The following is a 12,397-nucleotide window of genomic DNA, read 5'->3' as shown; positions in this document are numbered from 1 at the left end:
AGAAGCTGGACGACGCAGGGATGGTACAGAGCATGTCGCGAGTATCTCGTTGCATTGACAATGGCCCAATGGAAGCCTTCTGGGGAATGTTGAAGTCAGAGATGTATTACCTAAGGAAGTTTGATTCCTATGAAGAGCTTGAATCCGCAGTATCTGAATATATAGATTTCTATAACAACGGGCGGTATCAGAAGCGACTGGATTGTATGACACCGCTTGAATACAGGCAATATCTATCAAATATTGCAGCATAAAAAATACCGCCAACCATAAAAGGGTTAGCGGCATCAAATGCTTTTGTTTTTTGTACTGTCTACTTGACGGGGGGCACTTCAAAGGTACTGTGAAGCGCTTTTTTGAAAAGCTCTCCAGTACCTTTTTTGCCGATGGTCATTTAATTTACCCCAAAACCCCATTCACCGCTTCTTCTCATAGATCAGCATTTCCACCGCGTCCCCGGTCAAATGGGTATCCTGAAACGTGCCAATCAGGGCGAACCCCGCGCGCTTCAGCACTTTGACGGAAGGGGCATTCATAGGATGGACGCCTGCTTCAACCGCCTCCAGGCCCAAAATCTCAAAGCCATAGGACAGCACCGCCGCCACCGCCTCGCTCATGAATCCTTTGCCCTGGCTCGCTGTGCGCAGCTCGTAGCCCAGCTCGGCTTTGTGGTCGGTGGGCACGAAATTCCAGAGGCAGATCGTTCCAATCAGACGGTCGTCGCCTTTTTCCGTGATGGCCCAGTAGATCCAGAGGTTTTCGTGGATGCCCGTGCCAATTTTCTCTATGAACCGCAGGGCGTCCTCGGGCAGTGCGGTGGGCAGCCGGTCGATGTACCGGTTGACGAGGGGGTCCGTGCGAAGCTCGAAGAGGGCGGGGACGTCACTTGGCGTCATGGCTCGCAGCAGGAGGCGCTCGGTTTCAAGAATAGGAAAGGTTGAAAAATCCAGGGTCAGCATAGGGGCCTCCTAAAGCGTGGTGCGGGACAGGGACACGTGGTGCGGGACTGGGACACATGGCGCGGGACTGGGACACATGGCGCGGGACTGGGACGCCCTGCACGTTACTTTTTAACGCCAAAGCTGCCGGTGGCCAAAATGTTGATGTCGTGGGTGTAGGTCAGCTTGCTGCGGCGGCGCTTCTTGCGAAGGCCCAGCTCCACCAGGTCGTCCAGGAGCTCGGGGAAAGGCTTGCCGGTGGCTTCCCAGAGGTAGAAGCTGAGGGAGCCCGGTATGGTGTTGAACTCGTTGATGTAGATCTGCTTGCACTGGAAGCTTTCCGGGCTGCCGTTTGGATCTACAGGTTCGAGAATAAAGTCAATCCTTGTGACGCCGGAGCAGTCGAGGGTCTCGAAGGCTTGGCGGGCGTAGGCTTCAATGGTCTTTCGGACCTCCTCCGGGAGATCCGCTGGGATGCGGCGCTTGGCGCTCTGCATGCCGGCGTTTGAGGTGCCGGGTGAGGCGCTTGAGTTGGCGCTGGGACCATCGGCAGAAGCGCCTTTAGAACCGCCGGCAGAGCCACCTCCGGCATACTTGTCCTGATAAGTCAGGAACTCGCTGGCCGTGATGGGCTCCTCGCAGACGGACAGCTTCACACCTTCCGCGTCGCCCAGCACACTGATGTTGATCTCCTTGAGGCCCTTGACGTAGCGCTCCACGAGAACCCGCTCAGAGTAGCGGCGCACGGTGGCGACAGCTTCCTCAAACTCCTGCCGATTGTGGGCAATACACACCCCCACACTGCTGCCAATATCCGCGGGCTTGACGACCACGGGATAACCAAAGCGGGTCTCGCTCTCCTGCATATAGGCCTCGTCCCTGGCGAACCAGGTTTCCGTATGGAACCAGAAATAGTCCACCACCGGGATGCCCACGGCGCTGAGGACCTGCTTGGTGGCAATTTTGTCCATGGTCAGGGCGGCGCTCAGGACGCCGCAGCCCGTATACGGCAGCTGGAGCTGCTCCAGCATCCCCTGAAGGGTGCCGTCCTCACCATAGGAGCCGTGAAGGATAGGGAAAGCGAGATCGATTTCTGCGATGACATTATTTTTCAGCTTGGACAGCGGCGACTTCAGTAGGGCGACCCGGCCATTCTGGCGAACGGGGGTGACCTTCTGGGCGCCTTGCATGGCCGTGTTCAGATTCTTGTAGGACTCAATCTGATCCAGGGCACCGCCGGTGTACCAGTCCCCCTCTTTTGAGATGTAGATGGGGGTAACGCTGTATTTGCCTGAGGCCTTTAAGTGGTGAATGGCCTGAAGGGCCGTGATGATTGAAATTTCATGCTCGACGGAGCGGCTGCCAAAGAGGACACCGAGTTGGATCATGGGGGGCACATCCTTCCTGTGGGGGTTATTGGGGCTTCCGGTCGGGGACAGGGCCGGGCCGATTGTCCGGGGACAATCAGCCCGGCCCTGTCCCCAACCAGATCAAAATGAACGCTTATTCGTTATAGCTGTCTGGCAGGTCATTTTCGATCAAGAGGACATCCTCCGGTCCGGCCAGCTGCTGGACCTTCTCGAAGCCTTCTTTGAGGTTCTTGACAATGTGCAGACGTTCCTCCGGAAAGCCCTGGCGGCGAATGCCTTCCGCAATGGGCGCCGTCCGCTTTGGCCCCACCAGGATGACTTCGTCGCAGGCCCCGGCAATCTTTTCTCCAAAGAGGCCGTTGAGCCGGTCCTGTTCCTCACCGAGTTCAACCATTCCAGGCGTCATGATGAGCTTCTTGCCGCCCGCCATAGCCTTCAGCACCTCCAGGGCGTTGGCAGCCCCCGTTGGGTTCGAGTTGAAGGCGTCATCCAGGACGAGCCAGCCGCCGCTGGCCCTATAGCTGGACAGCCGGTGCTGAACAGGCTTCATATCCTTAAGTGCCCGCTGGATCTCCTTGGAGGACACCCCTAAGTCAAGGGCAATGGCAATAGCGCCCAGCATATTGTCTATGTTGTGGGCACCCAGCAGCTGCGTCGAAAACGTCTCCACAAGCTTGCCCTGCCGGGTGTTGGCCGTCAGCGTAAAAGTCGTACCGGCCCCTGTGATGGCAACGTTTGAAACCTCACAGTCCGCTCCCGGAGCGCCGTAGGTCAGATAGCGCACATCAGAGCGGCGGGGTAGGCCTGCCACAAGGGGATCCCCCAAATTCAGGGCTATGACGCCGCCGGACCTTACGCCCCTGAAGAGCTCGCCCTTCGTTGAAGCCACATTTTCTATGGAGCCAAAGGTCTCCAGGTGCTGCGGCCCAATGGAAGTGATAATGCCGTAGTCCACCGGGACAATATTACAGATTTCCTCAATGTCCCCAATCTCCTTCGCCCCCATCTCGACGACGAAAAGGTCATGGGTGGTGTTCAGCTGTTCATTGATGGTCCGAACAACCCCAAGGGTCGTATTGAAGCTCCCCGGCGTCATCAGTACATTAAAACGCCGCGAGGTCAGCTCTGTCAGGATGTGCTTGACGCTGGTCTTGCCGTAGCTGCCCGTGATGCCCACGAGAACTCGATCCGGCCTCCCGGCCAGGCGGTCCTTGGCGCTGCGGACAAACTTGTTTCGAATATGGCCCTCCACCGGCGCGTTCACAACATTGGCCATCAGGACAAAGAGCGACGAGTAGGTGATCAGGAACGCCATCTGAACCAGTGAAAACAGCGCCTTGTTGGCCCATAGCCCAAGGCCTAAAGCGGCAAAGCCCAGCACCGCGGCACTGAAAAACAGACGCTTGACCCGGGTCGTATAAACCAGCTTCTTCTTGGCAGGCTGATAAGTGGTCCGGATAAAAAACATAAACACAGATAACGCCATAAAAGGCACACCCAGCAAGAACAAAGGCAATTTAACCCCATGGGAAAGCCCTGGGAAAAACGATGGCAGGAGCGCGGGTATCAGGCCAATCAGGTACATGATGTCGCTCTTCTGAATGATCCGGTTCTGGTCGTCATTCAGCCAGCGCAAATAGCGGTCGTTTCTGTAGCTGTTCTGCTGGAGCATGTGCAGGTCATGGGGCACCTTGTAAACAAAGTAAGCCCCCGTCAGAAGCGTGCTGATCAATAAGTACGGATTCAACGGATTCACGAATGGGTCACCTCCTGTCCAAGAAAGTGCCGGATGGCCTTCAGCGTCTCTGGCGCTTTCTGAAGGAAGGCATAGTGTCCGAGCCCCTCATAAACCACAAGTCCACCGCCGGCTGCCTTGGCACCTGGAATCAGCGAAGCCATAAGCTGGCCGTTCTCAAGAGGCGTAGCCGTATCCTTGTCGCCCCAGATCAGCAGCGTTGGCGCCTGGATCCCGCCCATAACACCGGTCAGATCTTCGGCCACCGCGCTGGACAGGGTCCTGCGCATAACCTCAGAGGCTTTCTTGTAATCACTGGAACCATATTTAGCCCGGTACTGCTCAATAAAATCCGACAGTAGCCAGGAAAACCCGGGGACCTTGGCCAGCCCACGAATGGCCTTGTAGCTGTAGAGCTTGAAATAGTGCTTTTTTGAGCGTTTTGGCCGCACCCCGGCGCTGCCCATCAGCACCAGACCGCCGACCAGGTCCGGCCGCCGCGCAGCAAGGTCCAGCGCCACGCGCCCCCCAAAGGAGTGGCAGACCAGGACGGGCTTCTCCAGCCCCTCGGCTGAAATGAAGTCCTCTACAAGCTCGGAAAACCGCCGGTTGCTCCAGGGCCCGGCAGGCTCCGGACTTTCTCCGAAACCCGGAAAATCAAGTGCCGCTACCTTATGGTCCCTGCACAGGTCCTCCTGTATGAACGACAATGTTGTGTGGTCCACACCCCAGCCGTGCAGCAGGAGCAGGTCCGGCCGGCTGGGCCTGTTGGCGCCGCCCGGGCTTTTGATCGTATAAGCGAGCGCTGCGCCGCCATACGTTTTGGTTTGCATAAAACAATCCCACCATCTCTATAAGTTTCCCGGGCTCAGTCACTCTGAGGCCCCGGTTGGTTACTGTTTCAGAATCATCCTATATCATACCATAGGTTAACATTGTATGCTATAATCATGTCGAGAAGAAATAGCAGCCATGCATCCAGGAGGAATAACAATGCCCCAGTCCGACCACCAAACAAATGCGCCAAATGGCCATAATTATCCCATAAACGAGGGGGAAAGTCACCAGGCTCCGCTTTCTCCGCCACCTTCCGAGTCGCCGTTTCCACCGAACGATAGCTCAGGTCCCGGCATCCACATAGGCCTGGGCCAGACCGGCATACATAGCAATATTGACCTTAGCGTTGTGGTTCCGGCTTATAACGAGGAGGCCAATATCCTGGCTCTCTATGAGCGACTCAGCCCGGTCCTGGAGTCCATCACCCCCAACCATGAAATCATTTTTGTGGACGACGGCAGCCACGACAAGACCGTGGAGAAGGTCCTGATGCTCAGAGGTCGTCCCTGGGACGGACCGGACAATTTTGACGGGCAGGACAGTGCTTTTGCCGATGGTCCCATGAACCCCCAAACCCACCCGCGTCCCGGCTACGGCGACCCAAGGGTCAAACTGGTGAGCTTTTCCCGCAACTTCGGCCACGAAATGGCCAACACCGCGGGCTTCAGGCACGCCTCCGGGGCGGCCGTCGTCATCATTGACGCAGACCTCCAGGATCCGCCGGAGCTCATTGCGGACATGTACCAAAAATTTACGGAAGGCTTCGACGTGGTCTACGCCAAGCGCATTTCGAGAAAAAGGGAATCCTTCCTTAAAAAGACGACCTCAAAGCTCTTCTACCGGGTCATGAACGCCCTCAGTGACCTGGAGGTCCCCCTGGATACGGGCGACTTCAGACTCCTCAGCCGGCGGGTTGTCGTCGAGCTCAATAAGCTTGAGGAGCATAACCGCTACTTCCGGGGCCTGACCCACTGGGTGGGCTTCAATGTGGGCTACGTGGAGTTCCACCGGGACGAGCGCCATGCCGGTGAAACCAAATACAATTACATCAAACTCTTCCGACTGGCGTTCGACGCCATCATCTCCTTCTCCTACAAGCCGCTTAAAATTTTCAGCCTGATGGGCTTCGTCGTCTCCGGCATCAGCTTTCTCTTGATGATTTACTGGGTTCTGGACAAGCTGCTGCTGAACAACGCCGTTGAGGGCTGGACGTCCCTGGCGTCCATCATGCTGTTTTCCTTTGGCATCCTGATGATCCAGATCAGCATTGTGGGCGAATACGTGGGCAGGATCCATGACGAGGTGAAGCGCCGGCCGCTCTTTATTGTTCAGAGAAAAGAGGGCTTTGGACTCGAGACGCCTGGACAGGAGGATCGAGATGCCCGGGGGTAGGCGAAGGGACTTGGATGGGGGTCAGGAGACCATCGGCAAAAAAATGGGAAAACAGGCACAGCAGGAACAGCCGCAAAAGCCGGTGCTGCCCCTGAGTGCCCACTTCGCCAAAGAGGTTTCCATGTACCTGGTGTTTGGGGTCCTGACCACGCTGATCAACCTCGCGACGTATTCCGTGCTGGTGAAGCTGGGGGTCCACTACGGCATTGCCACCAGCATAGCCTTTGTGCTGGCCGTGTTTTTTGCCTACGAGACCAACAAGCGCTTTGTCTTTGACAGTGTCAAGGCGACAAAAGGCGAGGAGAGCCGGCAGATCGCGGCGTTCTTCAGTTCGCGGATCGCGACCTTTGGGATGGAGACCGCGGGGCTGGTGCTTCTGATCGAGGTGTTTGGGGTTGGCGAGCAGCTGTCAAAATACGTGATGACCGCCGTGGTGGTGGTGATGAATTACGTGCTCAGCAAGCACCTTGTGTTTAAGAAATAGCCCCTGCGAGCCGCGACGATAGAAAAGGATGAATTTAGAGCATGATAAAAAGAGCGCTTCAACATTTGAAAAATACATTCCGGGATAACCCGGCGGATCTCGTGCTGCTTGCCGTGGTGCTCCCGGCGGCCTGGCTGCTGCGCCAGTGGTGGATCGAGACCATTCCCACCGAACAGCTTTATGACTTTTCTACTTATTATGAGGTCGCCGTCAATATCTCCCAAGGCATGGGCTACACGTTCCTGGGGCAGCCTATTGCGTTTCAGGGGATGGGGTATTCGATCCTGCTTGGCTATTTTCTGAGGTTCATGGGGGACACGTCGGAGCTGACGGCGAAGTACTTCAACGTCCTGCTCTCTATGTGGACCCTCCTCATGACGTACCTGATCGCGTGGCGCATGAGCCCAAAACGCCTGGTCCGCTGGGGAGCCCTGCTCTTCATGGCGTTTATGCCGCAGCAAATTGCTTATACCAACGCCATCGGCACAGAAATCCTCTCTGCGGCGCTGCTTTCGACCCTGATGCTGGTCCAGTGCTCGGGGGACCTCTTAAAGGGCAGGGTTCAGTGGCCTTTGGCTGGAGCGCTCACCGCCGCGCTGGCGCTGACAAAGCCGTTTTACCTGGCCTATCCGGTGGCGATCTTGTTTTATGAGTGGCTGACCCGAAAAGATTTAAAGCGTGGTCTGGCCGGGGCGCTGGTGGCGGCGGTGGTGATGGTGCTGATCGTGGCGCCGTGGACCTACAGGAATTACAGGCATTTTGGACGGCTCATCCCGGTGTCCTACAACTCCGGCCTCGTGCTGTACCTCAATAATAATGCGGACAACACCCATGGCGGCTATATGCCGCTGGATCAAATAAAGGCGACCCCTGAGCTGGAGGCGCGGATCGTAGAGCACCTTGAGAATGGCGCAAAGAGCATCAAGCTGGCCAGCGACCTGGAGCTTGACCTGAAGCCGGCGGCTCAGGCCTGGATCAAGGAGAATCCGGGGGAGTTCGCGAAGCTGGGTATCATTCGAGTCCACTCCACGTTTTTCAACGGTTCCTGGGACGTGGACGCCTGGACTATGAACGAATACAAAACTTTGGAAACGGAGCGGACTGAGGTGGAGACCCTGAGGCACCTGGCGTTCTTCAGGAGTATCAACGACATTGTCCTGGCGGTACTTGGCGGGACTGGGCTGCTGTACTTTTTGACGAATCTGCCGTTGTTTTTCAGGGCGCTGTTTTCGCTGAAGCGGGTCATTGGCTGGCAGGCGGCGCTGCTGATGCTGCCGGTGGGCTACAATGGCCTTATGATCCTGATTTACGAGGGCCAGCCCCGTTACAATTTCAATCTGCTTTTTGTCTTCGTGCTTGTGGCGGTGCTGGCAGCGCAAAAGCTGCTTGACGCGGCGGGGCGGGAGGCTCAGTTCGTGGAGGACTTGCCGGAATCCGGAGTCAGAATTAAGAGCAGAACCAAGACCAGGACGAGATCCGGTAAGAGTTCCGGTACAAGTGCCAGGCCGGTGAAGTCATGAAGGGAAACGCTTTGAAGCAATCCATGAAGACCAAGCTGCGCCTTCTCCTCACAGAAGGTCCGCCAACGCTGCCCATGACGCCATTGACGGCGCTGGTGCTCGTGATTGGCCTGACCTTACTCGAAATTTTGCTCATGCTGCCGGTGCTGGAGCTCTCCGACAGGCTTGCCGCCTGGCCGGCCCGGGCTTCCATGGTCTATGTGGGCGGTTATCTGCTGTTTCGCCTGATTATTATGCTCAGTGTGATGGCTGGGGACAGGCACTTACCGGGACGGTCAGCAGCGGGAAAAGAGGCCTCCGGGCTTTGGAAATCCCTTGGCCGTTGGCGCTGGCTGCCGCAGGCCGTTTTGGCCATGGGGATTGTCGCTGGCTTCAGGATCCTCTACGACCTCACCCTGGGCGCCTGGCTCCTTAGTCTGTTTCCGGAAAATGAAGCGCTGCTTGAGGCCTTTGAGTTCCTGATGCAGTCTCCCCTTGCGGCTGGATTTTATGTGCTGATTCTGGCGCCGGTGTTTGAGGAATTTTTGTTCAGGGGCGTCCTGATGCGGGGCATTCTCTTCAAGGGCTTTTCGCCGGTGTATGCCGTCGTTGTCTCGTCTGCGTTGTTCGCGCTCGTGCACCTCAATATGCTTCAGGGGATTCACGCGTTTTTGCTGGGCTGTCTTCTCGGGGGCATCTATCTTAAAACCGGGAGCTTTTCCATTGTCGTTCTGGGACACATGGTCAGCAATGTGATTGTGTGGCTGCAGGGTTGAGGCGGTGGCGGAAAGTTTTTGGAAGTGAGAGCTTTCGGTTGGGGACAGTCCCCGACCAGAAATCTGGCTGGGGACTGTCCCCAACCAAAAAAGAGGCTTATGTGCGTATAAGGTCGCAAGCTCGACTTACACCGCACAAAAGCCTCTTTTATTATGTCCGAATGTGGGATCCAGACATTTTTCCGTTTATTTCGCCTGTGCTTTCTAAAGATTTTGCTGAAATTTTATCCGACCCCCAAAGGCTATTGACGCGTTTTTGACGCCAACCCTTTAAGATCATTTATAAACTGCCGGATGCTTTTAAACGGCGGATCAGCGTCAGCGTATCACTGAAGACGCCGTAAGCCGTTTGCTGAATTTCCGGCTGACGCTCCACCATGCAGATTTCCCCCATGAGATCCGTCTTCAGGCAGAGGGTGGACGTCGTGGCGTCAATGGTGCTGAACATGTCCTGGTTGCTGACGAAGACCGGCTTCACAGAGCCTTTGGCTTCTCCATTTTCCAGAATTCCTTCGCAGATCAGCTTGAGCTTGCCGCCTCTTTCCCGGGCAGCCGTGATGTCTTCAAGCGTGATTTCTGCAATGCCGGTTCTATCAATAGTGAGGGGCGTTGTTGAGCCAGCCATCAATACATTGATCAGCGCGCTGGTTTTTGCGGCAGCGTCCCAGCCATCAATATCCAGGGAGGGGTCAGCTTCGGCAAAGCCCTGGCGCTTGGCCTCCTGGAGCGCTTCGTCATAATTGTCGCCGGCCTCCATGCGTTCCAGCACAAAGTTGGTGGTGGAATTCAAAATGCCTTTGAAGCCAAGGACCTTACAGCCAGGCAGTGTCTCTTTTGCCAGGTTGAAGACCGGCGCACCGTCCATGACGGTGGTTTCGTGCAGAAGCTCCAGCCCCTTTGAGTCCGCCAGCGCCTTGAGCCTTGAATAGGCCCAAGCGAGGGGCCCCTTATTGGCGGTGATGACGTGCATGCCGTTTTCGAAAGCCGTTTCTATATGTGAGATTGCCGGCTGCCCGTCTTCAATGGACAGCGTGCTGAGCTCGAGCATAGCTTTGGCGCCGCACTTTTGGATCAAACCTAAAGGATCGACATCCGTTAAAGCGCTTTGCCGATGGTCAAGGCGTCCCCCCTCCCTCACAGCAGTTAATACTTCACTTAAATCAAGACCCCGGGGATCAAAGAGGGTGCCCTTTGAACGCGTCGAAATGGCAACAATCTGAAGGTCGACGCCATAGGTGCCTTTGACGTGGTCATGCTGCTCAAGGAGCATCTGGCAAAAGGCCTGGCCGGCATTTCCAAAGCCAATCAGGCAGAGGGGAAAGCTTACAGCTGGGTTGTGGGAAGGATTTACCTCTTTCATGTGTACACCTCATTTTCGTATCTATTAGACTCATATTACCAGAATGGCACTTTCTTGTCAGCGCGCTGCGACAGATTCTCCAAAACCTTATGGGAATCAGACCTGATTTTGGGGTATCAATGTGAAGCGAGTAACGAAGCGAGTAATGTTTAAAAATGGAAAGGGGAGATGCGGTATTGGGTGACGCGCAAAAGGTACTCCTATTTTTGCCGAATGGCTTTGAAGCACTCGAAGCCAGTGCCTTTACAGATGTCTTTGGGTGGAACCAAGTTGTAGGGGATAAAAGGACGCCGCTGGTCACAGTGGGGATCCGGCCACGGCTGCAATGCACCTGGAATTTTATAGTTCAGCCTGAGGCGCAGCTTGAAGCCCTGAGTCTGGATGAATTTGCTGCGCTTGCCATGCCGGGCGGCTTTCAGCGGGCAGGCTTTTACGAGGACGCCTACGACGAAAGAACACTTGAGATGATTAGAAACTTCGCCATACAGGAGAAGTGGATTGCCTCAGTTTGTGTGGGCGCGCTTCCCATTGCGAAAAGCGGCGTACTCAACGGAAAAAAGGCGACAACCTATCATCTTGAGGGTGGACGCTGGCAGGAGAAGCTCGGTGAAATGGGTCCGAATGTAGAGCGGGATCTCAGGATTGTCGAAGATGGCAAGATTATTACGTCATCATGTCCGTCTACGGCTGTGGAAGTTGCTTTTATGCTGCTGGCACGTTTGACCTCTGAGGAAAACGCGAGGCGTGTGCGCAGGGAAATGGGCTATTCTGAATCAGCGGTGTTTTAGCAGGCTTGGATAGATTGGCTTTATTAAATGAAACAAGCAGATGAATAGGATGAATAGGACGAATAGGACGAATAGGACGAATAGGACGAGTAGGACGAACTGGAGTAATCGAAAGTTTAGTATTTTTTAGCTAAAATTTTAACTATTGTTCAACTTGGCGCAATATTTTTAATAAATGTAAAAATATATTTGAAAATTTTGAATTCCTATGTTATATTGATAAAAACAATGACAGTAAAGACAGCCTTGGTAATTGTGTCTCACAGTATAGCAATGCGTTTTGGTTTTAAGCAGTTAAAGGTCAACGAATTTAGGGCAGGCATTTACTTAGAACTCTATCTTAAAACACTTAAGGAGGCCATCTGCAACATGAAAACAGACGTTCAAATCGCACAGGAAGCACAAATGATCCACATTAAGGAAGTTGCTGCCAAAGTCGGACTTTCAGAGAACGACCTTGAGCTCTACGGCAACTACAAGGCGAAAATCCACCTGGATGTCATGGACCGCATGGCAGACAAACCGGACGGCAAGCTGATCCTCGTGACGGCTATCAACCCTACCGCAGCCGGCGAAGGCAAAACGACCACAAACGTGGGTCTCAGCATGGGGCTTAACAAGATTGGCAAAGCGACCTTTACGGCACTTCGCGAGCCATCCCTTGGACCTTGCTTTGGCGTTAAAGGCGGCGCGGCAGGCGGCGGCTACGCTCAGGTCGTTCCTATGGAAGACATCAACCTTCACTTTACGGGTGACATTCACGCCGTAACCACGGCGAACAACCTTCTGGCTGCGCTCATTGACAACCACCTTCATCAGGGCAACGCGCTGAACATTGACGAGAAGCGCATCCTCTGGAGACGTGCCATTGACATGAACGACCGCGCTTTGAGAAATACCATTGTCGGTATGGGCAACAAGGGTGACGGCGTAGTCCGTCAGGACGGCTTCGACATTGCGGTGGCTTCTGAGATCATGGCGATCCTGTGCCTCTCCACCAGCATGAAGGACCTCAAAGAGCGACTTGCTAAAATGATCATTGCTTACACAAAAGACAACAAACCAGTAACGGCTGCGCAGCTTGAAGCAACGGGCTCTATGGCGCTCCTGCTCAAGGATGCCCTCATGCCAAACCTGGTTCAGACCCTTGAAAATACACCTGCGCTGATCCACGGCGGACCATTCGCGAACATTGCGCACGGCTGTAACTCCGTCGTC

12 protein-coding genes are annotated in these 12,397 nt (G+C 55.0%); 7 read left to right on the top strand and 5 right to left on the bottom strand.

All coding sequences use genetic code 11. The annotated features are described in order from the left end of the window. Positions 1 to 254 (top strand): IS3 family transposase (locus BLP63_RS16540; protein ID WP_139159863.1); only part of this gene is annotated, 254 nt, incomplete at its 5' end. A 162-nt stretch (positions 255 to 416) separates the two neighbouring features. On the opposite strand, the gene BLP63_RS16535 is transcribed toward BLP63_RS16540, so the two are convergent. The 4 genes from BLP63_RS16535 to BLP63_RS16520 form a co-directional block, all read right to left on the bottom strand. After that, positions 417 to 959 (bottom strand): GNAT family N-acetyltransferase, encoded by a 543-nt coding sequence (locus tag BLP63_RS16535; protein ID WP_092593560.1) that lies wholly within the window; start codon positions 957 to 959, stop codon positions 417 to 419. Between the two features lie 104 nt (positions 960 to 1,063). Then, entirely contained in the window at positions 1,064 to 2,326 is a 1,263-nt protein-coding gene (locus BLP63_RS16530; RefSeq protein ID WP_092593558.1) for a D-alanine--D-alanine ligase family protein, read from the bottom strand. Positions 2,327 to 2,441: 115 nt separating this feature from the next. Next, the gene (locus BLP63_RS16525; RefSeq protein WP_092593556.1) at positions 2,442 to 4,064 is read right to left on the bottom strand and encodes a UDP-N-acetylmuramoyl-tripeptide--D-alanyl-D-alanine ligase; all 1,623 of its coding nucleotides are present in this window, start codon (positions 4,062 to 4,064) and stop codon (positions 2,442 to 2,444) included. Then, complete coding sequence (locus tag BLP63_RS16520) at positions 4,061 to 4,876, bottom strand: alpha/beta fold hydrolase (RefSeq protein ID WP_092593554.1); 816 nt, start codon at positions 4,874 to 4,876, stop codon at positions 4,061 to 4,063. Before BLP63_RS16520 ends, BLP63_RS16525 begins: the two co-directional genes overlap by 4 nt. Positions 4,877 to 5,036: 160 nt before the next feature. Here BLP63_RS16520 and BLP63_RS16515 point away from each other — a divergent pair, with 160 nt between their 5' ends. From BLP63_RS16515 to BLP63_RS16500, 4 genes are read left to right on the top strand one after another with little or no spacing between them, the layout of a single operon-like run. Further along, positions 5,037 to 6,272: a glycosyltransferase family 2 protein gene (locus BLP63_RS16515; protein ID WP_092593552.1), complete on the top strand. Its 1,236-nt coding sequence runs from the start codon at positions 5,037 to 5,039 to the stop codon at positions 6,270 to 6,272. Then, positions 6,259 to 6,756: a GtrA family protein gene (locus BLP63_RS16510; RefSeq protein ID WP_092593550.1), complete on the top strand. Its 498-nt coding sequence runs from the start codon at positions 6,259 to 6,261 to the stop codon at positions 6,754 to 6,756. Before BLP63_RS16515 ends, BLP63_RS16510 begins: the two co-directional genes overlap by 14 nt. 41 nt (positions 6,757 to 6,797) lie before the next feature. Further along, positions 6,798 to 8,276 (top strand): glycosyltransferase family 39 protein, encoded by a 1,479-nt coding sequence (locus BLP63_RS16505; protein WP_092593548.1) that lies wholly within the window; start codon positions 6,798 to 6,800, stop codon positions 8,274 to 8,276. Positions 8,277 to 8,287: 11 nt separating this feature from the next. After that, positions 8,288 to 9,031, top strand: a complete 744-nt coding sequence (locus BLP63_RS16500; protein WP_170829516.1) for a CPBP family intramembrane glutamic endopeptidase — start codon at positions 8,288 to 8,290, stop codon at positions 9,029 to 9,031. A gap of 280 nt (positions 9,032 to 9,311) precedes the next feature. Here the strand turns inward: BLP63_RS16500 and BLP63_RS16495 are convergent, their stop codons facing one another. Beyond that, positions 9,312 to 10,391, bottom strand: a complete 1,080-nt coding sequence (locus BLP63_RS16495; protein WP_092593544.1) for a hypothetical protein — start codon at positions 10,389 to 10,391, stop codon at positions 9,312 to 9,314. Positions 10,392 to 10,567: 176 nt separating this feature from the next. Between BLP63_RS16495 and BLP63_RS16490 the strand changes: the two genes are divergently transcribed. Then, a complete protein-coding gene (locus tag BLP63_RS16490) occupies positions 10,568 to 11,179 on the top strand; it encodes a DJ-1/PfpI family protein (protein WP_242870954.1) in 612 nt (203 codons plus the stop codon). Between the two features lie 369 nt (positions 11,180 to 11,548). Then, on the top strand, positions 11,549 to 12,397 hold an 849-nt coding region (locus tag BLP63_RS16485), incomplete at its 3' end, for a formate--tetrahydrofolate ligase (RefSeq protein ID WP_139159862.1).

Source organism: Acidaminobacter hydrogenoformans DSM 2784 (assembly GCF_900103005.1).
Classification (GTDB): Bacteria; Bacillota; Clostridia; order Peptostreptococcales; family Acidaminobacteraceae; genus Acidaminobacter; species Acidaminobacter hydrogenoformans.
Note: the sequence above shows the minus strand (reverse complement) of the source record. Positions and strands in the feature narration are given on the sequence as shown.